General features: G+C 73.9%; 23 protein-coding genes. 10 read left to right on the top strand and 13 right to left on the bottom strand.

Annotation, left to right across the window (positions count from 1 at the left end; translation table 11 throughout):
- Positions 1-38 precede the first annotated feature (38 nt).
- Positions 39-1,568 carry an alpha/beta hydrolase gene (locus ACZ6KO_RS16680; protein ID WP_469304692.1) on the top strand — a complete coding sequence of 510 codons (1,530 nt, stop codon included), beginning with the start codon at positions 39-41 and terminating at the stop codon, positions 1,566-1,568.
- Between the two features lie 93 nt (positions 1,569-1,661).
- On the opposite strand, the gene moeZ is transcribed toward ACZ6KO_RS16680, so the two are convergent.
- The 7 genes from moeZ to ACZ6KO_RS16645 form a co-directional block, all read right to left on the bottom strand.
- A complete protein-coding gene (gene moeZ / locus ACZ6KO_RS16675; RefSeq protein WP_469304691.1) occupies positions 1,662-2,840 on the bottom strand; it encodes an adenylyltransferase/sulfurtransferase MoeZ in 1,179 nt (392 codons plus the stop codon).
- 63 nt (positions 2,841-2,903) lie between these two features.
- Positions 2,904-3,650: a spherulation-specific family 4 protein gene (locus tag ACZ6KO_RS16670; RefSeq protein ID WP_469304690.1), complete on the bottom strand. Its 747-nt coding sequence runs from the start codon at positions 3,648-3,650 to the stop codon at positions 2,904-2,906.
- Positions 3,638-4,636: an NAD-dependent epimerase/dehydratase gene (locus tag ACZ6KO_RS16665; protein WP_469304689.1), complete on the bottom strand. Its 999-nt coding sequence runs from the start codon at positions 4,634-4,636 to the stop codon at positions 3,638-3,640. The genes ACZ6KO_RS16670 and ACZ6KO_RS16665 overlap by 13 nt, the downstream gene beginning before the upstream one ends.
- 49 nt (positions 4,637-4,685) lie before the next feature.
- Entirely contained in the window at positions 4,686-5,672 is a 987-nt protein-coding gene (locus tag ACZ6KO_RS16660) for a hypothetical protein (RefSeq protein ID WP_469304688.1), read from the bottom strand.
- A 308-nt stretch (positions 5,673-5,980) separates the two neighbouring features.
- Complete coding sequence (locus tag ACZ6KO_RS16655; protein WP_469304687.1) at positions 5,981-7,633, bottom strand: glycosyltransferase; 1,653 nt, start codon at positions 7,631-7,633, stop codon at positions 5,981-5,983.
- 381 nt (positions 7,634-8,014) lie between these two features.
- Entirely contained in the window at positions 8,015-9,505 is a 1,491-nt protein-coding gene (locus ACZ6KO_RS16650; RefSeq protein WP_469304686.1) for a DUF3152 domain-containing protein, read from the bottom strand.
- A gap of 5 nt (positions 9,506-9,510) precedes the next feature.
- Entirely contained in the window at positions 9,511-10,491 is a 981-nt protein-coding gene (locus ACZ6KO_RS16645) for an alpha/beta fold hydrolase (protein WP_469304685.1), read from the bottom strand.
- Positions 10,492-10,610: 119 nt separating this feature from the next.
- Here ACZ6KO_RS16645 and ACZ6KO_RS16640 point away from each other — a divergent pair, with 119 nt between their 5' ends.
- From ACZ6KO_RS16640 to ACZ6KO_RS16625, 4 genes are all read left to right on the top strand, one after another.
- Positions 10,611-10,826 (top strand): hypothetical protein, encoded by a 216-nt coding sequence (locus tag ACZ6KO_RS16640; protein WP_469304684.1) that lies wholly within the window; start codon positions 10,611-10,613, stop codon positions 10,824-10,826.
- A gap of 147 nt (positions 10,827-10,973) precedes the next feature.
- Positions 10,974-11,615: a TetR/AcrR family transcriptional regulator gene (locus ACZ6KO_RS16635; protein ID WP_469304683.1), complete on the top strand. Its 642-nt coding sequence runs from the start codon at positions 10,974-10,976 to the stop codon at positions 11,613-11,615.
- Between the two features lie 116 nt (positions 11,616-11,731).
- The gene (locus ACZ6KO_RS16630) at positions 11,732-11,959 is read left to right on the top strand and encodes a DUF3107 domain-containing protein (protein ID WP_469304682.1); all 228 of its coding nucleotides are present in this window, start codon (positions 11,732-11,734) and stop codon (positions 11,957-11,959) included.
- A gap of 123 nt (positions 11,960-12,082) precedes the next feature.
- Entirely contained in the window at positions 12,083-12,376 is a 294-nt protein-coding gene (locus tag ACZ6KO_RS16625) for a hypothetical protein (protein ID WP_469304989.1), read from the top strand.
- Positions 12,377-12,517: 141 nt separating this feature from the next.
- On the opposite strand, the gene ACZ6KO_RS16620 is transcribed toward ACZ6KO_RS16625, so the two are convergent.
- The gene (locus ACZ6KO_RS16620) at positions 12,518-13,264 is read right to left on the bottom strand and encodes a ferritin-like fold-containing protein (protein WP_469304681.1); all 747 of its coding nucleotides are present in this window, start codon (positions 13,262-13,264) and stop codon (positions 12,518-12,520) included.
- 437 nt (positions 13,265-13,701) lie between these two features.
- On the opposite strand from ACZ6KO_RS16620, the gene ACZ6KO_RS16615 reads away from it, so the two are divergent.
- From ACZ6KO_RS16615 to ACZ6KO_RS16605, 3 genes are all read left to right on the top strand, one after another.
- Positions 13,702-15,555, top strand: a complete 1,854-nt coding sequence (locus ACZ6KO_RS16615) for a DEAD/DEAH box helicase (RefSeq protein WP_469304680.1) — start codon at positions 13,702-13,704, stop codon at positions 15,553-15,555.
- 146 nt (positions 15,556-15,701) lie between these two features.
- Complete coding sequence (locus ACZ6KO_RS16610; RefSeq protein WP_469304679.1) at positions 15,702-16,577, top strand: alpha/beta fold hydrolase; 876 nt, start codon at positions 15,702-15,704, stop codon at positions 16,575-16,577.
- A gap of 96 nt (positions 16,578-16,673) precedes the next feature.
- Positions 16,674-16,826 (top strand): hypothetical protein, encoded by a 153-nt coding sequence (locus tag ACZ6KO_RS16605; RefSeq protein WP_395512017.1) that lies wholly within the window; start codon positions 16,674-16,676, stop codon positions 16,824-16,826.
- Positions 16,827-16,913: 87 nt separating this feature from the next.
- On the opposite strand, the gene ACZ6KO_RS16600 is transcribed toward ACZ6KO_RS16605, so the two are convergent.
- The 4 genes from ACZ6KO_RS16600 to ACZ6KO_RS16585 all read right to left on the bottom strand — a co-directional run bounded on the left by ACZ6KO_RS16600 (position 16,914) and on the right by ACZ6KO_RS16585 (position 19,942).
- A complete protein-coding gene (locus ACZ6KO_RS16600; RefSeq protein ID WP_469304678.1) occupies positions 16,914-17,519 on the bottom strand; it encodes a MarC family protein in 606 nt (201 codons plus the stop codon).
- 87 nt (positions 17,520-17,606) lie between these two features.
- Positions 17,607-18,488 (bottom strand): PHP domain-containing protein, encoded by an 882-nt coding sequence (locus ACZ6KO_RS16595; RefSeq protein ID WP_469304677.1) that lies wholly within the window; start codon positions 18,486-18,488, stop codon positions 17,607-17,609.
- Between the two features lie 140 nt (positions 18,489-18,628).
- Positions 18,629-19,273: a DUF6758 family protein gene (locus ACZ6KO_RS16590; protein WP_469304676.1), complete on the bottom strand. Its 645-nt coding sequence runs from the start codon at positions 19,271-19,273 to the stop codon at positions 18,629-18,631.
- An 84-nt stretch (positions 19,274-19,357) separates the two neighbouring features.
- Positions 19,358-19,942, bottom strand: a complete 585-nt coding sequence (locus ACZ6KO_RS16585) for a suppressor of fused domain protein (protein ID WP_469304675.1) — start codon at positions 19,940-19,942, stop codon at positions 19,358-19,360.
- A 329-nt stretch (positions 19,943-20,271) separates the two neighbouring features.
- On the opposite strand from ACZ6KO_RS16585, the gene ACZ6KO_RS16580 reads away from it, so the two are divergent.
- Together ACZ6KO_RS16580 and ACZ6KO_RS16575 are read left to right on the top strand one after the other, a co-directional pair.
- Positions 20,272-21,387, top strand: a complete 1,116-nt coding sequence (locus tag ACZ6KO_RS16580; RefSeq protein ID WP_469304674.1) for a magnesium and cobalt transport protein CorA — start codon at positions 20,272-20,274, stop codon at positions 21,385-21,387.
- Positions 21,388-21,405: 18 nt separating this feature from the next.
- A complete protein-coding gene (locus ACZ6KO_RS16575) occupies positions 21,406-21,921 on the top strand; it encodes a hypothetical protein (RefSeq protein ID WP_469304673.1) in 516 nt (171 codons plus the stop codon).
- Positions 21,922-22,008: 87 nt separating this feature from the next.
- Here ACZ6KO_RS16575 and ACZ6KO_RS16570 read toward each other — a convergent pair whose 3' ends face one another.
- A complete protein-coding gene (locus ACZ6KO_RS16570) occupies positions 22,009-22,827 on the bottom strand; it encodes a hypothetical protein (RefSeq protein WP_469304672.1) in 819 nt (272 codons plus the stop codon).
- Between the last annotated feature and the right edge of the window lie 81 nt (positions 22,828-22,908).

Genomic DNA, 22,908 nt, shown 5'->3' with positions numbered 1-22,908 from the left:
GGTCACGGCGGGGGCGGACCCACGGCCCCCGCCGCAGGATGGGGACCATGCCCCATATCGCGCTGCGAGCGACCCTCGCCACCGCTGCCGCCGCCGCGCTGCTCACGCTCGGCGGGTGCTCCGACGAGCCGGAGGAGAAGGGCACGCTCGACTGGGGGAAGTGCCCGGCGCCGACCCCGATCGAGGGCGGCGGGGAGAGCCCGGGCAAGAACTGGCAGTGCGCCACCCTCCAGGTCCCCCTGGACTGGTCCAAGCCCGACGGGGAGAAGATCGACCTCGGCGTCATCCGCACCAAGGCCCGCGACCAGGAGAACCGGCTGGGGTCGCTCGTCTTCAACTTCGGTGGCCCGGGCGGCTCCGGCATCACCACGCTGCCGGGCGCGGCGAAGGAGTTCGAGGCGCTGGGCCGGCGGTACGACCTGGTGAGCTTCGACCCGCGCGGGGTGGGCCGCAGCGAGCCGGTGCGCTGCAAGACCGACCGGCAGCTGGACGCGTACTACGCCCAGGACGCCACGCCCAGCACGCCCGAGGAGGAGAAGGCCTACGTCGACGGCATCCGGCGGTACATCGAGGCCTGCGAGCGGAACTCGGGCGAGATCCTGCCGTACGTCGGCACCGAGAACGCCGCCCGCGACCTGGACGCCCTGCGCGAGGCGCTCGGCGAGCCGAAGCTGAACTACTTCGGGATCAGTTACGGCACCGAGCTGGGCGGGGTCTACGCCCACCTCTTCCCGAAGAACGTCGGCCGCGCGGTCTTCGACGCCGTCGTGGACCCGACGAAGACCTCCTGGGAGAGCGGACTGGGCCAGGCCAAGGGCTTCCAGCTGGCGCTGGACAACTTCGCCCAGGACTGCGTGGACCGCGGCGACGCCTGCCAGCTCCAGGGCAGCACCCCGGCCGAGATCGAGGAGAACATCGTCAAGCTGCAGAAGCAGCTGGCCGCCCGGCCGCTGCCGGTGGGCGACCGGCAGCTCACCGAGTCCGCCGCGACCGGCGGGATCGCGCAGGCGCTGTACTCCAAGGAGCTGTGGCCGCTGCTGGAACAGGGGCTGGACGAGGCCGAGGGCGGGCAGGGCCAGCTGCTGCTCGCCCTGTCCGACGCGCTCAACGGGCGGGACCAGAACGGGCACTACAGCAACATCGGAGCGGCGAACACGGCGATCAACTGCGCCGACTCCAAGGACCGCTACACGCTGGCGGACACCAAGGCCAAGCTGGCCGAGTTCCGGGCCGCCTCGCCGGTCTTCGGGGACTACCTGGGCTGGGCGATGCTCGGCTGCACCGGCTGGCCGGTCGAGGGCGCCTGGGCGACTCCGGACGTGAGCGCCCCGGGTTCCGCCCCGATCCTGGTCATCGGCAACACCGGTGACCCGGCGACCCCGTACGAGGGCGCCCGGAAGATGGTGGAGCGGCTCGGTCCGGGGGTGGGTGTGGAGCTGACGTACAAGGGCGAGGGGCACGGCGCGTACAACAGCGGCGACGCGTGCGTGCAGCAGGCCGTGAACGCCTACCTGCTGGAGGGCAAGGTGCCGCCCGCGAACACCGTCTGCACGGCGCCGCAGCAATAGGCGGAGAGGGAGACGGAGAAGGGGCCGTACCGCGTCCCGCGCGGTACGGCCCCTTGCCTCGTGGCCCTGCCCTGTGGTCCCGACCCGGCCGGGTCAGTAGACCGGCTTCTCCGGCTCGATCTGGTGGACCCAGCCGATCACGCCGCCGCCGACGTGCACCGCGTCCGCGAAGCCCGCGGACTTCAGCACGGCGAGGACTTCCGCACTGCGGACACCCGTCTTGCAGTGCAGGACGATCTTCTTGTCCTGCGGCAGGTCCTGGAGGGCGTTGCCCATCAGGAACTCGCCCTTGGGGATCAGCTTGGCGCCGGGGATCGAGACGATCTCGTACTCGTTGATCTCGCGGACGTCGATGATCTCGATCGGCTCGTCGTTGTCGATCCACTCCTTGAGCTGCTTCGGAGTGATCGTGGAGCCGGCGGCCGCCTCCTGGGCCTCCTCCGACACGACGCCGCAGAAGGCCTCGTAGTCGATGAGCTCCTTGACGGTCGCGTTCGGACCGCAGACCGCGCAGTCGGGGTCCTTGCGGACCTTGACCTGGCGGTACTGCATCTCCAGGGCGTCGTAGATCATCAGGCGGCCGACGAGCGGCTCGCCGACGCCCGTGAGGACCTTGATGGCCTCGGTGACCTGGATGGAGCCGATGGACGCGCAGAGCACGCCCAGCACGCCGCCCTCGGCGCAGCTCGGGACCATGCCCGGCGGCGGGGGCTCCGGGTACAGGCAGCGGTAGCAGGGGCCGTGCTCGGACCAGAAGACCGAGGCCTGGCCGTCGAAGCGGTAGATCGAACCCCACACGTACGGCTTGTTCAGCAGCACGCAGGCGTCGTTGACCAGGTAGCGCGTGGCGAAGTTGTCCGTGCCGTCGACGATCAGGTCGTACTGGCTGAAGATCTCCATCACGTTCTCGGCCTCGAGCCGCTCTTCGTGAAGGACCACGTTCACGTACGGGTTGATGCCCAGCACGCTGTCGCGCGCCGACTCGGCCTTGGAGCGGCCGATGTCCGACTGGCTGTGGATGATCTGCCGCTGCAGGTTCGACTCGTCGACCTCGTCGAACTCCACGATGCCCAGGGTGCCGACGCCGGCCGCGGCCAGGTACATGAGGGCGGGGGAGCCGAGGCCGCCCGCGCCCACGGCCAGCACCTTGGCGTTCTTCAGGCGCTTCTGGCCGTCCATCCCGACATCCGGGATGATCAGGTGGCGGGAGTACCGACGGACCTCGTCAACGGTGAGCTCAGCTGCTGGCTCGACCAGGGGTGGCAGCGACACGGGGACTCCGTAGATCGGTAAGTCTGAAAGGTTGTTCTCCCCGTAACACTGCCACGCCCTCCTTCATTCCGAGACACCCTGTCCGATACGCGAGACAATTTCGTCCCAGTACGCGGGCATGCCGGCCCACGGGTCCCCGGTGCCGTGCCGGTCGGTGAACCAGATCGTCCCGGCGCCCTGCCAGCGGGCGATGCGCAGGGCCTCGTCCAGATGGGTGCGCGGCACCCCGTGGACGAGGTGGCAGAAACGCTCCGGCGGGTACGCCGAGGTCCACTCCGCCACCTGCGACCAGCGGTAGTCGGCCCACCCGCCGGAGAAGGTGACCAGCTGGTCGGCGGTCTCGGCGTAGCCCGCGTACGGATGGGTGCCGTGCCCGAGGACCACGTGCAGCCCGTCCCCGAGCGTGCGCAGGGTCTCCACCACCCGGCGGACGGCGGCCAGTTCGGTGCGGTCGGCGGGGGCCCCGGCCAGGTAGAAGCCGCCGACCCGGTACCAGTCGACGTACCGGTGGGCGTCCGAGATCAGCTCGCCGAACGGACGCGCGCCGTCTCGCATGGCGAGATGCCCGAGCACGGTGCCGCCGGCCCCGGCGAGCCGGCCCGTGGCCTCCGTGCAGTGCGGGTCGGGCCGCCGGCCGGGGCCGTCGGCGACGTTGAGCACGGCCCAGTGCAGGGGCGTCCCCGGTCGGGTGAGTTCGGCCCATTCCACCGGGGCGACCAGGGGGTGGGCGTAGCCGGGGATGCCGAAGCCCGGGCGGCCGGACTCGGTGGCCGGCGCCAGCGCCCCCGGCGGGCTCGTCAGATGCGGCATGCCGCCTCCATCCAGATGTCCGCGAGGGACTCCTCCAGGTTGATCCGCGGCCGCCAGCCGAGCCGGTCCCGGGCGGTGCGCACATCGGCCTGCTGCCAGGCGCCGCAGCCGTCCGGGTACGGGTAGGCGGCCGGCGAGGGCGGGGCCGCCAGCTGCTCGGCGGTGGCCTCGGAGCGGGGGGCCCCGATGCGGTAGCCGTGCGGCTGGCCGTGGCCCTGCGGGACTCCCCCGGGGACGTCCAGCTCGTGCAGGGCGCCGCCGTAGCCGGCGACCCGGGCGAGGACGGCGGCCGCGTCGCGCAGCCGGACCGCGCGCCCGGTGCCGATGTTGACGACGCCCTGCGCGGCGGAGAGCGAGGCCGCGTGCACGGCCCGGGCCACGTCGCGGACGTCGACGAAGTCGCGCTGTACGCCGAGTCCGCTGAGCTTGAGCTCGCCGTCGCCGGACTGCATGGCGCGGCGCATGGCCTCGGCGAGCCGGCCGAGCGGCGAGCCGGCGGGCGTGCCCGGGCCCACCGGTGAGAACACCCGCAGCACGACGGCGTCCAGCCCGGAGCCGAGCACCAGCTCGGTCGCCGCGAGCTTGCTGACGCCGTACGGCCCGCCGGGTCTGGGGACGGCGTCCTCGGCCGTGGAGGAGCCGGGCTGGCTGGGCCCGTACTCGGCGGCACAGCCGAGCTGGACCAGGCGGGCCCCGCAGCCGCTGCGGCGCAGGGACTCGCAGATGGTCGCGACGGCCACCGTGTTGTGGCGGGTCAGCTCGCGGGCACCGCCGCGGGTGGCGCCGGCGCAGTTGATGACGACGCCGGGGTGGACGGCGTCCAGGAACCGGGTGAGGGCTCCGGGGCTGCCGGTGGCGAGGTCGAACCGGACGTCGGCGTCGTCCCCGCGGCCGAGCGCGGTGAGCTGCACGGCCGGGTCGGCGAGCAGCCGGTCGGCGACGTAGCGGCCGAGGTATCCGTTGGCTCCGATCAGCAGCACCCTCATCGCGCGGACCCCCTTGGGTTGGCTTGCCCGTTCATGTCCTGTCTCTCCTTCATGTGTGTGCGTGTGCGGATGCGCGGGACAACGCGAAGACGGCGTGGACCAGGAGCCCGGCGGCGGCGAGGGCCGGGACCGCGCCCGCGGCGAGCGCGGTGAACACGGTGAGGACGGGGGCCCGCCCGGTCCCGTGCCGCAGCAGCAGCCGGGCCAGGAACAGCAGCACGGCGAGCGGCGCGGCGGCGAGCGGCGGAGCACCGGCGAGCGCCAGCAGCGGCAGGGCGAGCGCGGCGTACGCGACGACGGCCGCGACGAGCAGGGGCCGGGCCCCGGCGGCGAAGTCCGCGAGCGCCGGGCTGCTGCCCAGCCGGCGCCGGGCGCGGGCCGCGAACCAGCCGCCGGCCAGGTGGGCCGGGGCGACCGCCAGGGCCAGCCCGACGCCGAGGGCGAGCCCGTGGCGGTGCACGGCGTACCCGGTGGCCGCGGCGGCGAGCAGCTGCACGGCGAGGGTGCGCCGCCGGGGTCGGCCGAGACCGGCGACGACGGCGAGCACGGCCACGACGGCGGCCCACCCGGCGCCGGTCCCCAGCGCCCCGGCTCCCAGCGCCCCGCCGGCCGCCGCGGGGACGAGCGGGCCGGCGAGCCCGCCTGCCCCGGGCGGGCGGCCGTCGGCGAGGGCGGCCGCCAGGGTGGCGAGCAGGGCGACGGCGCCGGGCAGCACCGCATACCCGACGGCGCGCAGCGCGCGCGGGGTGACCCGGCGGGCGGCGGCGGACGGACCGCCGGCCGCCGCGGCGGACCGGGGCGGACCGCCGGCCCCGTGGGCCGGGGGCACCCGGGCGTAGAGCTCCTCGGCGAGCGAGAAGACGTCCCGGTGCCGGAACCGGGCGGCGGTGCGGTCGGTGATGCCGTGCGCCTCCAGCCCGGCGGCGATCTCCAGCGGATCCACGGCCCGCTCGCACAGATCCCGGTGCCGGTGCAGCAGCGCCTTGACGGGATCCCCACCACCCCGCCGCCGAGCGGCGGCACCCCCGGGGGCCACGTCGGCCGCCGCGGCCCCGGCAGGCGCGGAAGTCCCGGCAGACACAGGAGCCGCCGCAGGCACGCCGGTCGCGGCAGGCGCGGCAAGCACGGCAGGCTCGGGAGCCGGGGCCGCCGCAAGCACGGCAGTCTCGGCAGGCGCCGCAGTAACGGCAGGCACCGCAGGCATGGGGGCCGCCGCAAGCACCGCAGGCACGGGCGCCTCAAGCTCGGGCGCGGCAGGCGCGGAGGCCGCCGCGAGCGCCGGGGACGCCGTAGGGGCGGTCGGTGCGGGAGTCGTGTCCCGGTTGCCGGGGGTGGCGGCGGTGGTCATACCGTCGCCTCCGGGGAGTCGGCCAGGACCGGGCCCGCCGCGGCCGGGACGGGCGGGGGCGGCGCAGGGGTCGCCGGGGCGGCCGCAGCCGGGCCGGCCCAGGTCGGGGTGGACGGGGGCGGTGCGGCCGTCGTCGGGGCGGGCCGGGTCGGGGCGGTCCAGTGGCCCGGGACGACGGCTTCGGGTGGGGCCGCGAAGAAGGCGCGGGCCGGGGGCGGGGTCCGGTGGGCGACCAGCTGGAGGTAGATCTCGCGGAACGCTGCGATGTTCTGCTCCACCGTGAAGAGCTCCAGGGCCCGGGCGCGGGCGGCCGCGCCCAGCCGGCCGGCCCGCTCGGGGTCGCGCAGCAGGGTCAGGCAGGAGTCGGCCAGCGCCCGGGGGTTGCGCGGCGGGACCACCAGGCCGGTGCCGCCGATGACCTCGCAGACCGCGCCCACGTCGGTGGACACCGTGGCCCGGCCGCACAGCATGGCCTCGACCAGGGTGATCGGGAAGCCCTCCACGACCGAGGAGAGCAGGGCGATGCGGCCGGCGCCGTACGCGTCGGCGACCGAGGGTGCCTCGGGGCCGCCGATCTCCTCGAAGGTGACCGGGCTCTCCCCCACCGTGACGGCGTTCGCGGCCTCGTCGGGGAAGAGCTGGGCCGCCAGCGAACGGCAGTCGGCGAGGTACGCGGGCGAGACGGCCGTGGCGAACAGGCGCAGCCGGGTGCCGGGGGCCGCGCGGCGGATCTCCGCGAACGCGTGCAGCAGGGCGATCAGGTCCTTCGCCGGCTCTATCCGGCCGACCCACACCAGGGTGTCCGGATCACCCTGGTCGGCGGCCTCGCCGACGGTGGCGAATCGGTCCGCCTCCATCCCCGGGTAGACCGTCCGCAGCCGGTCCCGGGGCGCGCCGCACCGCTCCTGCCAGCGCCGGGCGTGCGCGTTGCCGGGGGTCAGGGTGTCCGCGGCGGTGTAGAGCTCGGTGGCCAGCCGCAGCTGGAAGGCCGCGAGCAGCGCCCGGACCGCCCGGCGCGCGTCGGGCGCCGCCAGGTAGTGCGCGCGCAGCTGGACCCCGTACTCGGTGAGCAGCAGCGGGACCCCGAAGAAGCGTTTGGCCAGCAGCCCGGGCAGGGCCGCGACGCCGCCGGCCGTGGCATGGCAGACGTCGGCGGCGCCGAGGTCGTCGTACCAGTCCAGGGACAACGGCCGCAGGGCGCGCTCCAGTTCGTCCACGAACGCCAGCAGGTCCGGGACGCGCGCCGCCTGGACGGCGGGGCTCGCGCCGGGCGCCCGGCAGGCGGACTCGACGGCCCGTACCGCCGTCTCCGAGCGCAGGGCGGCGTACAGCCCGCCCTCGTTGCGGGCGAGTTCGGCCAGCCCGTAGAGGCCGGCGGCGAAGGGGACCCCGTCGCCCGTGCAGATGCCGGTCATCAGCTCGCCGAAGAGGGCGGCGAAGCGGCGCCGTTCGCGGCGGCCGTAGCTGCGTCCGTCGTCGGCCGGCGCCCACAGTTCGGCCGTGCGGTGGGCGCGGCCGGCGCCGGGGCGGGCGGCGGGGCCGCGCTCGCGGTGCATGGCGTAGAGGTCGAACTCGTGCTGCGGGAGCCCGCGCACGAGCCGTTCGCACCACAGCCTGGACTCACCCGTTGTGAGCAGTCCGATCCGCACGAGCGGCACCCCCGATCTCCCGTTCAGGCGGCCTCCGTCGGTCCGGTGACCCGCCGCGGGAGAACTCAAGCGGATATGCCGGTGGGGGGGGGGGGGGGGGGGGGGGGGGGGGGGGCCGGGGGGGGGGGGGGGGGGGGTGTGGGGGGGGGGGGGGGGGGGGGGGGTCAGCTCTTCGTTCGTCATGCCATCCAGCACACCCCGCCCCGCCCGCCGGTCCCCCGATCCCCCGGCCCGGGGCCCCCCCCGCGGGGGGGGCCCCCCGCGTTTTTAAAACACACGCTTTTTGGGGGGGGGGGGGGGGGCGGGGGCCCCCCCCCGCCACCGGAAGGGGTGAAGAGTCGTAACTTTCGCCCATCGCGGGCGTTCGGGAGCGCTAAACGGTCAGTCGCCGGGGAAGACCCATGGGTTGGCCTTGCACCGCACGCCGTCGATTTCGAGCGACTTGGTCTGCTGCTGCATGACGGGCGCGAGCGCGCCGGGGGTCTTGCAGCTCACGTGCCCGTGCCCGAGCCGGTGGCCCACCTCGTGGTTGATGAGCATCTGGCGGTAGGCGAACATCTGGTCCTGGCCGAACGTGGCCGAGCCCTGCGCCCAGCGGAAGGCGTTGATCATCACGCGGTCGGTGGACCCCGAGTCGCAGGAGACGTTGTCGACGGTGGTGTCCAGGTCGGACTTGGCGCACCAGATGCCCGTGGTCCCCGGGCTGGCCAGGGTGATCACGAACTTCGCCTCGCCCGAGGTCACCCGCTCGAAGGTCATCGCCCCGTCGTGGGACCAGCTCCGGGGGTCGTTGAGGGTGCGGTGGACGGCCTCCGCGAAGAGGTCCGCGTCCAGGCCGAGGCCCTGTTCGACGTCCACCCGGTAGCGGACCAGGCGGCCCTTGCCGGGCGCCTTGGCCCCGGTGCCCACGGCGTCGAAGGTGTTCGGTCCCTTGAGCCCGGCGTCGAGCGGGAACACCTCGGCCATCAGCTGCTCGTACGTCTTCGGCGCGGCCGGCTGCGGCGCGGGCGCGGCGGCCTCCGGGGTCGCGCGGTCCTCGGAGCGGGATACGGGGGTCCGCTGCGGGGCCGCCCGGTCGGCGCCGTCGTCGGCGGCGAGCGTGCCGGGCTGCCGGGTGTCGTTCTCGGCGGTCACCTGGAGGGCGATGACCACCGCGAGCGCGGTGGTGACGGCGGCCGCGGCCATGCCGGTGTAGGTACGGGCGCGGCTGCCGCGGCCGGTGGCGGGCGGTTCCTCCACCGGCGGGCGCGGCGCGGGCACCCGGCGGTGCGAGCCGGTGGAGGTGACGGAGTCGGCCGGGGCGTCCCCGGACACGGCCGGCTCGGTGAACACCGCGGAGTCCATGAACGCCAGGGACCGCGCGTACGGCGCGTCGTCGGCCTCCGCGCGCGGCGGTACGGCCTCGCGGCGCGGGGAGGGCAGCTTCACCTGCGGGTAACCGGCCGCCGGGGTCTCGTAGGGCTGCGCGCCGTAGGGCGGGACGCCGGTGTCGAGGAGCGCTGCCTGGGCGGCGGACGGCGCGCCGGGACCGCCATAAGGGAGGTGAGAAGGGTGAGAAGAGGAGGAGGGCGCGGGAGCGGCGGGCCGGGAGCGCGGGACGCCGCGCCAGTCGCCGTAGACGGCGCCGGCGGCCGGGTCCGGTGCCGGAGCGGGACGGGGTGCCGGGGCCGTGGGGCCCGCGCCCCAGGCGCCGCCGGGCTCGTACATCTGCGGGTGGCCCGCGCGCGCACCGGGGGCCGGCGGCGGGGCGTACCCCTGGTGCGTGGTGGGGGGCTCGGTCCTGCGGCGCCGGCCGCGCGGCCTGTCGGCGGCGGCCGGCTCGGCACTCGCCGGGCGGGCGGGGGCGGGGTCCTTGCGACTATGTCGTCCCACCGGTCTCAGCCTCTGCCGTCTTTGTCTCGGTCTTCAGTGTCACGGAGCAGTTCCCTGAACGCCGCTGCCACGACCTCGGGGTACTCCATCATGGCCACGTGCCCGGCCTCCGGCAGGCACAGCAGCCGCGAACCCCGGAAGGCCGCGGCGGCCCGGTGGGCCATGCGGTACGAGACCAGCTGGTCCCGGCCGCCGTAGATCAGCAGGGTGGGTGCGAGCACCCGCCCGGCCTGCCGCCACAGTCCGTGCTGGCCACCGAGGGTATAGGCGTCGACGATGCCGCGCGAGGAGCGGGTCATCGCCTCCCAGAAGTAGGGGAGCTCCAGCCGCCGTTCCAGCTCCTCGACGGCGTTGCGGAAGCCCTCCGGCGTCACCCGCGAGGGGTCTCCGTAACAGAGGCCCATCACTCCCCGGGTGCGCTGTTCGGCCGTCAGGCCGCGGGTGAGGCGGGCGAAGAGCGCGGCCGCGCCGGGCACCGCGAGCAGGGCGGTCGGCACCGCCGATCTCTGCACGCGCAGCTCCGGCAGGGCGGGCGAGACGAGCGTGAGGGTGCGCACGAGGTCGGGGCGGACGGCGGCGACCCGGGTGGTGACGGCGCCGCCGAGGGAGTTGCCGAAGAGGTGGACCGGGCCGCGGCCGGCGGCGTCGAGGTACCGGATGACGGCGCGGGCCAGACCGGTGACGGAGTAGTCGCGGTCGGCGGGCGGCGGCGAGTCGCCGAAGCCGGGCAGGTCGAGGGCCTCGCCGTCGAGGACGTCCTCGAGCTGTGCCATCAGCGTCGACCAGTTCTGCGAGGACCCGCCGAGGCCGTGCACGTACAGGGCGGGCGGCAGGTCCGTACGGGCCGGTGGGCGCGCCCGCACGCTCAGGGTCAGGCCGGGCAGCACGACGCGGCGCAGCCGCTCACCCTCGGCCACCCGGACCGCGCCCGCCGGGGAGGACACGGTGGCGGCGGACCGGACACCCGGCAGCTCCGTCGAAGACATGGGGGCAATGTTACGAGACGATCACGCTCGCCCTCGTGTGTTCGCGGTCACAAGTCCGCATAGCGGCGGAACCCCGACTCTCCTAGGCTCGTAGTGAGCGAGGAAAAGAGGGGAGCCGCATGAGTGTCGACCCTGCGGAGCCGGACACCTTCCAGGACCACGACCGGAAAACGCTCGGCGCGGAGGCCCCGGAGGGGGACGCGGTCGAGCAGCAGACCGAACTGAATCCGCGTGACGACGACCCGCTCACGGAGCTCGAGACCGGTGAGGCGGCGGAGGGGGACGCCGCCGAGCAGGCCCGTGTGGTCACGCTGGACGAGGACGACTACCGCTGAGTATCCCGGTGACCGGGCCTGACCAGCGCCGGGGGCGTCCGCAGCGCGAGAAATCTCGGCCTGGACCCCCCGGATACGGTTACCGAAAAGTACGATGGCGGGCGCGGCGCAGAGCGCACTGTGTTCAAAGAGAAAGTGGGAGGCGGCGTGACAGCCATCGAGCAGACCGAGGCGGCGCGCCCGCGGGGCACGCGACTGCCGCGCCGAGCCCGACGCAACCAGCTGCTGGGCGCCGCCCAGGAGGTGTTCGTCGCGCAGGGGTACCACGCGGCCGCGATGGACGACATCGCCGAGCGCGCGGGCGTCAGCAAGCCGGTGCTCTACCAGCACTTCCCCGGCAAGCTCGATCTCTACCTGGCCCTGCTGGACCAGCACTGCGAGAGCCTGCTGCAGGCGGTGCGCGGCGCGCTGGCCTCGACGAACGACAACAAGCTCCGGGTCGCGGCGACCATGGACGCGTACTTCGCGTACGTGGAGGACGAGGGCGGTGCCTTCCGGCTGGTCTTCGAGTCCGACCTGACCAACGAGCCGGCCGTGCGCGAGCGGGTGGACCGCGTCTCGCTCCAGTGCGCGGAGGCGATCTGCGAGGTCATCGCCGAGGACACCGGCCTGTCCAAGGACGAGTCGATGCTGCTGGCGGTCGGCCTGGGCGGGGTCTCGCAGGTCGTGGCCCGCTACTGGCTCTCCAGCGAGAGCCCGGTGGAGCGGGACAAGGCGGTCGCGCTGCTGACCTCGCTGGCCTGGCGCGGTATCGCCGGGTTCCCGCTGCACGGGACCGACGCCCACTGAAACTGTTCGCTCGCAGCGTGTCCGGCACGGGCCGTACCGATCCCCTCTCCGGGCTAATGTGGTCGGCGTACAGCGCGATCACCGCGCGAAAACCGGACCGTCGGAGGGACATAGCCGTGGAGGTCAAGATCGGCGTGCAGCACGCACCCCGGGAGATCGTGCTGGAGAGCGGACTGAGCGCCGAGGAGCTCGAGGCCGTTGTCGCCGACGCGCTGTCCGGCAAGACGCCGCTCCTCAGCCTGACCGACGTCAAGGGCCGCAAGGTGCTGGTGCCGTCCGACCGCGTCTCGTACGTGGACCTGGGCGAGCCCAGCGTGCGCAAGGTCGGGTTCGGCGCGCTCTGAGCCGGCCGGCGAGAAGCCCGTGACACGGCCCGGTGGTTGTTCCACCGGGCCGTTTCCGTTTCTTCCGCTTCGGGTAGGACGGCAGTGACCTGGATCGCCCTGACGTGTGGGAGGGACCTCATGGTGCTGCTCGAAGTGCTCGGCTCTGCTCTGCTGGGTCTCGCCCTGTCCGCGCTCGCGCTCAGAACGCTCGCCGGGCGTCTGCCGTCGACGCGGATCGTGCTGGTCAGCGGGGTGTGCGGGGCACTGTTCGGGGCGTACCTGACGCACTTCTCGCTGGGGCCCGGCCACAACACGCTGATGGCGACCCTCGGGGGCGCGGTGTTCGTCTCGGCGGTGGTGCTGTCGCTGCTGCTGCGGCCCGCCGCCCGTTCCGGACGGCCGTCGGCGCGTACTCCGTTTTCGGTCCCGTCGTAGCGGCCTCCGCCCGCCCCGCCGCGGCTTGCCCGCCCAGCACCTGCCCGCCGCACGCGCCCTGACGGTGCGGCACGCGGCGGCCCCGGTGCGCGCTGCGCACCGGGGCCGCCGTGCCGGGCCCCGTGGCCGGGGCCGTACCGCTCAGGCCGCCAGGCCCAGGGCGGCCATCCGCTTGGTGTGCGCCTTGGTGATACGGGTGAACATCTCGCCCACGGCTGCCAGGTCGAAGCCGGCCGCCATCCCGTCGACGCCGCCGACCAGCATGGTGGAGAGCGCGTCGCGCTCGGCGACCACGCGCTGGGCCTGCGAGAGCGCCTCGCCCATCAGGCGGCGCGCCCACAGCGCGAGCCGGCCGCCGACGCGCGGGTCGGCCTCGATCGCGGCGCGCACCTTCTCCACGGCGAAGTTGCCGTGGCCGGTGTCGTCGAGCACGCCGAGGACCAGGGCGCGGGTGTCGGAGTCGAGGTGGGAGGCCACCTCGCGGTAGAAGTCGCTGGCGATCGAGTCGCCGACGTATGCCTTGACCAGGCCCTCCAACCAGTCCGAGGGCGCGGTCTGGCGGTGGAAGTCGTCCACGCCCTTGGCGAAGGGCTCCATGGCGACGGTCGGCTCGGCCTCGATGGCGGCCAGCCGGTCGCGCAGCCGCTCGAAGTGGTGGAACTCGGCGGAGGCCATCTTCGCCAGCTCCGCCTTGTCGGCGAGGGTGGGCGCGAGCTTCGCGTCCTCGGCGAGCCGCTCGAAGGCCGCGAGCTCCCCGTAGGCGAGCGCGCCGAGCAGGTCCACGACGGCGGCCCGGTACTGCGGGGAGGCGGAGGCCTGCACCCAGTCCTGGGCGGCGATCCCGGTGAGTTCCTCGTCGGCGGGCGATGCGTTTTCTGCGGTCGACATGCACCGCACAATAGCCCGCCGGGAGGGGGCGGGAACCACCTGGTCAGTCGGGCTGTCCAGGCCGACCCGGTGAATTCACCCGACACGCCTGCGCGATTCCGGGGTACAGTGGTAATGCGCCTGCCGAATACTCGACGGGCCATCCGAATGAGGATGCCCGGTCGGTGGCCCGATCGGCTCCAACCGACCGCCCTCCAGCGCGGTGCGCACCTCCACGTGTGCCGCCGCCACGAGGGGCCCCCTCAGCGGCATGAGCGCGCTTGAGCGAAGGCAGTGGTCCCGCGCAGCTTCGTACGTCGTAGTACTGCAAGCCAGGCACGGTACGACCCCCCTCGCCGCCTCGCGCCGCGTCTCACAGAAGAGGCAGCACCCTGACTACGTTCCGAGACCTCGGGATCTTTCCCGAGACCGCCGAGGCCCTTGAAGCCGTCGGCATCGTGTCCCCCTTCCCCATCCAGGAGATGACCCTTCCCGTCGCCCTCTCCGGCACGGACGTCATCGGCCAGGCCAAGACCGGCACCGGCAAGACGCTGGGCTTCGGCCTCCCCCTCCTGGAGCGTGTGGTCGTCCCCGCCGACGTCGAGGCCGGCCGGTCCACGCCCGAGCAGCTGACCGACGCCCCGCAGGCCCTCGTCGTCGTCCCGACGCGCGAGCTGTGCACGCAGGTGACGAACGACCTGCTGACCGCGGGCAAGGTCCGCAACGTCCGCGTCCTCGCCATATACGGCGGCCGCGCGTACGAGCCGCAGGTCGAGGCCCTGAAGAAGGGCGTCGACGTGATCGTCGGCACCCCCGGCCGCCTGCTGGACCTGGCGGGCCAGAAGAAGCTCGACCTCTCGCACGTCAAGGCCCTGGTCCTGGACGAGGCCGACGAGATGCTCGACCTGGGCTTCCTGCCCGACGTCGAGAAGATCATCAACCTGCTTCCGGCGAAGCGCCAGACGATGCTGTTCTCGGCGACCATGCCGGGCGCCGTCATCGGCCTCGCCCGCCGCTACATGTCGCAGCCCACGCACATCCGCGCCACCGCGCCGGACGACGAGGGCGCGACGGTCGCGAACATCACGCAGCACGTGTTCCGCGCCCACTCGATGGACAAGCCGGAGATGGTCTCCCGGATCCTGCAGGCCGAGGGCCGCGGGCTGGCGATGATCTTCTGCCGTACCAAGCGCACGGCGGCCGACATCGCCGAGCAGCTGGAGCGGCGCGGCTTCGCCTCCGGCGCGGTCCACGGCGACCTGGGCCAGGGCGCGCGCGAGCAGGCCCTGCGGGCGTTCCGCAACGGCAAGGTCGACGTGCTGGTGTGCACCGACGTGGCCGCGCGCGGCATCGACGTCGAGGGCGTCACGCACGTGATCAACTACCAGTCGCCGGAGGACGAGAAGACCTTCCTGCACCGCGTGGGCCGTACCGGCCGCGCGGGCAACAAGGGCACCGCCGTCACCCTGGTCGACTGGGACGACATCCCGCGCTGGCAGCTGATCAACAAGGCGCTGGACCTGCCGTTCAACGAGCCGGAGGAGACCTACTCGACCTCCCCGCACCTCTACGAGCTGCTGAACATCCCGGCGGGCACCAAGGGCATCCTGCCCCGGGCCGAGCGCACCCGCGCCGGTCTGGCGGCCGAGGAGCTGGAGGACCTGGGCGAGCCCGGCGGCCGCGGCCGCCGGTCCGCCGCCGCGGCGGCCGCCCCGGAGCGCCCCGCGCGCACCCGGACCCCGCGTCAGCGCCGCCGGACCCGCGGCGGTACGGACGTCGCCGACGGCGCGGTGACCCCGGTCGCCGAGGCGCCGGCGGCCGAGCAGGCCGGCCCGGCCGCGGAGGTCACCGAGCCCCGCAAGCCGCGCCGCCGCCGGACGCGCTCGTCGTCGGTGTCGTCGGCGCCCGCCGCCGGCGCGACCGCCGCCGTGGTCACCCCGGTCGAGACCGCCCCCGTGGTGGAGGAGACCGTGACCAAGCCGCGCCGGACCCGCACCCGCAAGGCGGCGGACGCGGCCCCGGTCGCCGAGGCCCTGGTCGAGACCGCCCCCGTGGCGGAGGAGACCGCGACCAAGCCGCGCCGCACCCGGACCCGCAAGGCCGCCGAGGCGGCCCCGGCCGTGGAGACCTCCGCCGTGGAGACCTCCGCCGTGGCGGAGGACGCCCCGGCCAAGCCGCGCCGGACCCGCACCCGCAAGGTGGCGGAGGCCGCGCCGGTCGCCGAGGCGGCCGCCGCTGAGGCGGAGGCGGCCCCGGCCGCGCCGCGCCGACGCACCCGGACCCGCAAGGCCGCGGAGTCCCCGGAGGCCTGACAGCCCCCTGAAGGGCCCGGCCCCCTCCCACCGGAGGGCGCCGGGCCCTTCGCCGTGCCCGGCCCCTCCCCATGCCCGGCCGGACGTCCGCGCGGGGCCTCGGGGCCGGGGCTCCCCGGCGGTTACGGGCCGGTAGCCTCGGGGGCATGAGCAAGCCGCCGCGACTGGATCTGCCCGCCTGCGCCCACGCCCACCGCCTCCACACGGCGCGCGGGGTCTTCGCCGTCCACGAGGCCGGCACCCCGGCCCCGGGTGCGCCGAACGCCGGAACCGCCCTCCTCGTGCCCGGGTTCACCGGCAGCAAGGAGGACTTCATCGGCCTCCTGGAACCCCTCGCGCAGGCGGGCTACCGCGTGGTCGCGGTCGACGGCCGCGGGCAGTACGAGAGCCCCGGCCCCCGCGACGAGGCCGCCTACACCGTCGAGGAGCTGGCCCTGGACCTCCTCGCGCAGGCCTCGGCCGTCGCCGGCCGGGGCCGGGTGCACCTGGTCGGCCACTCCTTCGGCGGGCTGGTCGCGCGCGCCGCCGTGCTGCGCGATCCCGCTCCCTTCGCCAGCCTCACCCTGATGAGCAGCGGCCCCGCCGCCATCGCGCCCGACCAGCAGGCCCGCACCAAGCTGCTGGTGACCGCGCTGGAGGCGATGCGCGAGGACATGCCCGCCGTCTGGGCCGCCATGCGGGCCCAGGACCCCGAGGACGCGGCCGCCGACTCCCCCGAGCTCGCCGCGTTCCTGTGCGAGCGCTGGCTGGCGACCGTACCCGAGCAGCTGATCGCGACCGGGCGGGTGCTGATCTCGGAGCAGGACCGGATCGAGGAGCTGAAGCGGGCCGACCTGCCAAAGATGGTGCTCTCCGGCGCCGTGGACTATGCCTGGCCCGTGCCGCTGCTGGACGATATGGCTCTGCGCCTGGGCGCGCGGCGCCAGGTGATCCCGGGCACCGCGCACTCTCCGAACGCCGAGGACCCGGCGGCGACGGCGCGGGCCCTGACCGACTTCTGGGGCGCCGCCGCACCGCAGTAGTTAGCCTGTGAAAAAATTTCCTTAGCGTAGGGAATGTTTGCCCCATACACTTCGTTGGACCCTGTGCAAGGAGAACACTGACGAAGGGAGAAGCCCGTGCGCTTCGAGATTCTGCGCCTGGACGACGTCGACGGAAACGCCGTGGACAGCACCGTCGTGGACGCGGCCTCCGTCAACCGGATCGTGCAGCAGGCCGCCGCGATCGGCCAGCGCATCCTCATCCGACCGGCCGAGTCCGCGTCCTCCTGACGCCACACCTGCCGTACGGCATTCCCCGTAGACGGCGAAGGCCCCCGCACCGGTCCGGTGCGGGGGCCTTCGCCGTGGAGCGGCGGCTCAGGCGGCCTGGATGACCTGGAGCACGCCGTTGATGATCTGCTGCACCGCGATCGCGGAGAGCATCATGCCCGCCAGCCGCGTCACGAGGACGACGCCGCCGTCCTTGATCACCCGGATGATCACCAGCGAGTAGCGCATGGTCAGCCACAGCACCACGTGCATGGCGACGATCGCCGCCCACACCGAGACCTGGCCGGCGACGCCGTCGGCCTTCTGGACGGCGAGGATGACGGACACGATCGCGCCGGGGCCCGCCAGCAGCGGCATGCCCAGCGGGACCAGGGCGACGTTGACGTCCTTGGTCTGCTTGGGCTCGTCCGTCTTGCCGGTCAGCAGGTCGAGCGCGATCAGCAGGAGCAGCAGACCACCGGCGATCATCAGCGCCGGCACGGAGACGTGCAGGTAGTCGAGGATCTGCTGGCCGCAGATGCCGAAGATGGCGATGACGCCGAAGGCGACGCACACGGCCTGCCAGGCCATCCGCCGCTGCACCTTGGCAGGGCGGCCCGAGGTCAGCGCCAGGAAGATCGGCGTGATGCCCGGGGGGTCCATAATCACAAAAAGCGTGAGAAAGAGGGATCCGAAAACGGCGAAGTCGAACACAGGGATGCCTTGCGGGAGAAGTCGTACGAAAACGGCGGCGCGCGGGCGCGCCGGAAAGAGCGTGGAAGTGCGGCGAATTCCCCCCAGCTACCGCTGGGAGGTGCCCCCTGTGCGGTGTCCGCCCGCGCCCGGCACCGGGAAGGCGCCCGTCGCGCGGCGTGTGATCTCGCCGTAGATCTCGGGGTCGGTCGTGTACTCGCCGAGGTGGCAGGTCTTGCGGCTGCCGTGGTAGTCGCTGGAGCCCGTGGTGAGCAGCCCCAGCTCGGCCGCCAGGCCGCGCAGCCGGGCGCGCGTCGGGGCGTCGTGGTCCATGTGGTCGACCTCGATGCCGTCCAGGCCCGCGGCGGCCAGCTCCGCTATCGCGGACTCGGGCACGATCGCGCCGCGCTTGGCGGCGCCGGGGTGCGCGAAGACGGTGACCCCGCCGGCCGCCTTGACCAGGCGGACGGCCTCGAACGGGTCCAGCTCGTGCTTCTCGGCGTACGCGCGGCCGCCGTCGGCGAGCCAGTCCGGCGTGAAGGCGTCGGACACGGACGCCACGACGCCCAGTTCGACCAGGGCGGTCGCGATGTGCGGCCGTCCGACCGAGCCGTCCCCGGCGATCCGCGCGACCTGTTCCCAGGTGACCGGGACGCCGAGGGCCTGGAGCTTGCCGATCATCGTGCGCGCCCGGGGCACCCGGTCGTCGCGGACCAGCTCGCGCTCGGCGGCCAGCTCGGGCTCGTCGGGGTCGAAGAGGTACGCCAGCATGTGCAGCCCGACCCCGTCCAGGCGGCAGGACAACTCGGCGCCGGTGACCAGGGTGAGCCCCTCCGGCACCGCGGCCATCGCCTCCGCGTAGCCGCCGACCGTGTCGTGGTCGGTCAGCGCGACGACGTCCAGCCCTGCGGCGGCCGCGCCCAGCATCAGCTCGGTGGGGGTGTCCGTACCGTCGGAGGCCGTGGAGTGGGCGTGCAGGTCGATGCGCACAGCTCGGCTCCAGGGGCAGGACGGACGGGGGGACACTCCAGGATAACCGCCCCCCACCGGCCCGGACGCCCCGGGGCGCGGGGCCGGACGGCTGTCGGACGGCGGCCCGGCGAGGGGCCGGGCGAGGGGCCGGACGGCGGTCAGTCGCCGCCGAGGATGCGCGGGGACAGCGCCCCGCACGGCAGGAGTTCGACCTCCGCGCCCGCGTCCCGCAGATCGGTCAGGACCAGTTCGTCGTACATCAGCAGCCCCGTCTGCTCCGGCCAGACGATGGCCCACAGCCACAGCCCGCGCGCCTCGCCCGCGAAGACGGCGCGGTCCTCGGGGGTCCCGGAGACGTGCCACAGCGGGGTCGGGCGGCCGGCCGCGACGACCTTGGCGTGCGGCGGGGCGGCGACGTTCATGAAGGGGCCGGGGTCGGGTCCGTCGATGCCCGCGTACCGGGCACCGAGCCCCACGCCGAGCTCCTCCGCGACCAGCAGCAGTTCACCGATGCCGCCGAGCGGGCCGGGGCCCGAGCAGGCCACCGCCGTGGCGCGGCCCCTGCTGCGGTCGTCCCCCGCCACCGCGACCCCCGTGAACAGCCACCCGACGGGCAGCGGCCACGGCATCCAGACGGGCACCTGCGCGCGGCGCACCACGACGGTGAGGCCCTCGACGCTGGGCGGGAGTACGGGTTGCAGGGGGTGGACGGCGCCGTGCACCGCGCACTGCCAGGAGTCGGCGAAGAGACCGGGCGCCCTGACCCGGGCACCGCACTTCGGGCAACTCGGTTCGCCCCTCATAGGAAGCCACGCTCCTCCCCGGCCGCCGCCGCGTCAAGGGACGATCACCCGTCCGGATGCGATGCGTACCCCCGGTGGCGGTTATCAGTCCAGCGCGACGGAGGTACGCCGAGGGTCTCGCAGATCGGTGCCGCGCGCGAGCCAGCGCTCCTGGAGCGCCTGTGCGCCGTGGACCCGCTTCCACGCGGCCTCGTTGGCCGTCATCGGCAGCAGCGGGAGGAACCGGACGGGGTCCATCGGCGCGTCCAGCTCCAGGTCCTCCACCAGCCCGCCCGGCTCGGCGACCAGGACGGAGCTGAACGGCGCGCCGGGCCACAGCGGTTCGCCCAGGTCCAGCGAGGCGCCCGGGGCCACGACCAGACCCTCGACCTGCGGCGACGCGGCCAGCACGGCGAGCGCCCGGAGCACCTTGTCGGTGTCGGCCAGGCCCGCCCGTACGGTCAGGACCAGCTCGGCGCGCGGTCCGCGCACCGGGTCGGCGACCACGGCGGTGGGGTCGGTCATGGGGTGGGCGGACATGCCCAGCGTGGCGTAGCGGACCAGGTCGCCCTCGGCGTAGCGGAGCACTTCGATGCGGTCCGTACCGAGGAAGGTGACGGCGGCGCGGGCGTCGGGCCGACCGAGCGCGCTCTGCAGCCGGGCCTCGACGATTGCCAGAAGATCTGCCATGCCGCGAGCATAGTTCTCATATGAAGCGGGTAAAGCCAGGGTTTTGAGCATCTGTCGGCTGATAGTGTTGACCGCTGGTCGGGGACGCGCGCAGAAGCGCTGAGTCTGTGCCCCGACGACAGGACATCCCCTACGGGGGACCGGCCGGAGGAGGTGGGGCTGCGGTGGATCGAAGTCGATCGTGCAGTACCGACCCCTCTCCCACGGGCGCCTCCCGCCCGTCTTGATCTTCTGATCGACACCCGTCCTGTCTCCTTCCGCCTGCCCGCGGTGCGTCGCGGCGGAGGACCTCCCACCCGTACGGTCCGCAGCCGTACGAAGGAGCTGCCATGTCGATGATCCGTGACCTGCGCGCGGCCGTACGTCCCGTGCTGCGCAAGTCCACCCCCGTCCAGCCCGGCTACGACACCACCCGCGACCCCTCGGTCAGCAGCGCCGTCGTCGACTGCGCCGTCTACCGCGACGGCCGGCGCGTGCAGGGGCCCGTCTGTCTGACCCCGCGGGACGCGATGCGCCGCGTCCGCGGGGAGGGCGGCTTCGCCTGGATCGGCCTGCACGAGCCGACCGAGGACGAATTCGCCGGTATCGCCGCTGAGTTCGGGCTGCACCCGCTGGCCGTGGAGGACGCGGTGCACGCGCACCAGCGGCCCAAGCTGGAGCGGTACGACGACACGCTGTTCACCGTCTTCAAGACGATCCACTACGTCGAGCACGACGAACTGACCGCTACCAGCGAGGTCGTGGAGACCGGCGAAGTGATGTGCTTCACCGGCCCGGACTTCGTGATCACCGTCCGGCACGGCGGCCAGGGCTCCCTCAAGGGGCTGCGCCACCGCCTCCAGGGCGACCCCGAACTGCTGGCCAAGGGCCCCTCGGCCGTACTGCACTCGATCGCCGACCACGTGGTGGACGGCTACATCGCGGTGGCCGCGGCCGTGCAGGACGACATCGACGAGGTGGAGAACTCCGTCTTCGCCGTGCCCGCCAAGGGCAGTCCGCGGGGCACGGACGCGGGCCGGATCTACCAGCTCAAGCGCGAGGTGCTGGAGTTCAAGCGGGCCGTCTCGCCGCTGCTGCGGCCCATGGAGCTGCTCAGCGAGCGGCCGATGCGGCTGGTGGACCCCGACATCCAGAAGTACTTCCGGGACGTGGCCGACCACCTGGCGAAGGTGCACGAGCAGGTCATCGGCTTCGACGAACTGCTGAACTCGATCCTCCAGGCGAACCTGGCGCAGGCGACCGTCGCGCAGAACGAGGACATGCGCAAGATCACCTCGTGGGCCGCCATCATCGCCGTACCGACGATGATCTGCGGCGTGTACGGGATGAACTTCGACCACATGCCCGAGCTCAAGTGGGAGTACGGCTATCCGATGGTCCTGGCGATGATCGGCGGCGCCTGTTTCGCCATCCACCGGACCCTTCGGCGCAACGGCTGGCTGTAGCCGCCTACCCTGTCGGCTATGACTGACAGCACGCTCCAGCCGGCCCTCGTCGAGGAGGCCACCAAGAAGTCGGGCCTGATCTGGGTGCGCGGCAGTGGACCCGACCGGGCGCTGTGGCACGCCTGGGTGGACGGCGCGGCGCACGTGCTGGGCGACGGGCCCGGCGAGCAGCCGTTCCCCGGGCTCGCCGACGGCGGCACCGCCGAGGTGACCGTGCGCAGCAAGGACAAGGGCGGCCGGCTGGTGGCCTGGACGGCGAAGGTGAGCGAGCTGGCCCCGAACAGCGAGGCCTGGGAGGCGGCGGCCGCCGAGCTCAAGGGCAAGCGGCTGAACGCGCCCGACTCGGAGACGATGACCGAACGGTGGGCGCGCGAGTGCCGGCTGCTGCGCCTGGAGCCGGTCACGATCAGCACCGATCTGCCCGGCGGTTCGCTGGCCGCGGCCCCGCTGCCGTCCCCGGCGATCACCCGCCGGCCGGTGCCGGCGGCGCTGCCGAAGCTGCTGCTGAAGCGGAAGAAGGCCGCGCGCGGCTGAGCCCGCGTCCGTCGAGGCGGGCCGGCCGACGGGGCCTGACCCCGCGCCAGGCGGGCCGGTCACCGGGACCGGCCCGGCGCCCGGCGGTCAGCCGCCGGGGTTGGAGCCCTGCCCGGCCGTCGCCTTGCCGGTTCCCGCGGACGCCGACGGGCCCGGCTTGGTGTCCTTGCCGTCCTTGCCGTCCTTGGTCGTGGGCAGCTGGCTGCCGTAGTCGACGGTCTGGTCCTGCGCCGGCGGGGCCAGGTCGAAGGGCTTGCCCCACTCCCCCAGTTCCACCCGGCCCGCGCCGCCCGCGCGCTCCATCACCAGCGGGTACGGGGTCCCCAGGAGCGCGACCGACAGCTTGCCGCCCTTGCCCTTGTCGGCGGTCACCTGGATCACCCGGGTGACGCCGACCTTGGTGTACTGGCCCTTGGCCAGCTTGCCGTCCAGGCCCAGCAGCCCGTCCAGCAGGACGTCCATGTCGGTGAAGCCGCGGAACTGCTTGTACGTCGGGTCGCTCTCGGGCACCTTGACGTACTTGTCGCCGAGCTTGCCGGCGGCCTCCGACTGCCCCCAGAAGGCCGCGTTGGCCTTCAGGTAGAGCTGCTCACCCACCCGCAGCAGCTGGAAGGTGTTCTCCTGCGACTTCACCTCACCGGAGCCGCCGTCCGACTTCAGCCGCATGTCGAGGGTGAAGGACTTGCCGTTGCTGACGAGGGTCCCCGACAGGTGCACCGAGTCGGCGGCGGTGGCGGCCTCCCGTGCCTTGTCCTCGATCTGGTCGGCGGACAGCTTGCCGACGCCGTTCGTGCCTTCGTCGGGGTCCGCCCCGCCGCAGCCCGTGACGGTGACGGCCAGGCCCGCGCACAGGACGCCCAGGAAGGCGGCCCTGCGCAGCCGTACGGCGGGAAAGTGGGCGGTCACGGGCAGGTGCCTCTCGTCGTCGGTAGGGCGCGCAGCAGGCAGCGTACCCGCCCGTAGCCCATGCCCCACCAGGGCGGTTTC

This window comes from Streptomyces sp. NPDC042102 (assembly GCF_055582305.1).
The sequence above is the reverse complement of the archived record's forward strand: the minus strand, read 5'-3'. Positions and strand labels throughout refer to the sequence as shown.

What these genes read in the sequence shown, in the direction of transcription:
- ACZ6KO_RS16680 (WP_469304692.1), top strand. Translation starts at nt 39, where the DNA reads ATGGGGACCATGCCCCATATCGCGCTGCGAGCGACCCTCGCCACCGCT.
- ACZ6KO_RS16670 (WP_469304690.1), bottom strand. Translation starts at nt 3,650, where the DNA reads ATGCCGCATCTGACGAGCCCGCCGGGGGCGCTGGCGCCGGCCACCGAG.
- ACZ6KO_RS16665 (WP_469304689.1), bottom strand. Translation starts at nt 4,636, where the DNA reads ATGAGGGTGCTGCTGATCGGAGCCAACGGATACCTCGGCCGCTACGTC.
- ACZ6KO_RS16645 (WP_469304685.1), bottom strand. Translation starts at nt 10,491, where the DNA reads ATGTCTTCGACGGAGCTGCCGGGTGTCCGGTCCGCCGCCACCGTGTCC.
- ACZ6KO_RS16640 (WP_469304684.1), top strand. Translation starts at nt 10,611, where the DNA reads ATGAGTGTCGACCCTGCGGAGCCGGACACCTTCCAGGACCACGACCGG.
- ACZ6KO_RS16620 (WP_469304681.1), bottom strand. Translation starts at nt 13,264, where the DNA reads ATGTCGACCGCAGAAAACGCATCGCCCGCCGACGAGGAACTCACCGGG.
- ACZ6KO_RS16610 (WP_469304679.1), top strand. Translation starts at nt 15,702, where the DNA reads ATGAGCAAGCCGCCGCGACTGGATCTGCCCGCCTGCGCCCACGCCCAC.
- ACZ6KO_RS16590 (WP_469304676.1), bottom strand. Translation starts at nt 19,273, where the DNA reads ATGAGGGGCGAACCGAGTTGCCCGAAGTGCGGTGCCCGGGTCAGGGCG.
- ACZ6KO_RS16585 (WP_469304675.1), bottom strand. Translation starts at nt 19,942, where the DNA reads ATGGCAGATCTTCTGGCAATCGTCGAGGCCCGGCTGCAGAGCGCGCTC.
- ACZ6KO_RS16580 (WP_469304674.1), top strand. Translation starts at nt 20,272, where the DNA reads ATGTCGATGATCCGTGACCTGCGCGCGGCCGTACGTCCCGTGCTGCGC.
- ACZ6KO_RS16575 (WP_469304673.1), top strand. Translation starts at nt 21,406, where the DNA reads ATGACTGACAGCACGCTCCAGCCGGCCCTCGTCGAGGAGGCCACCAAG.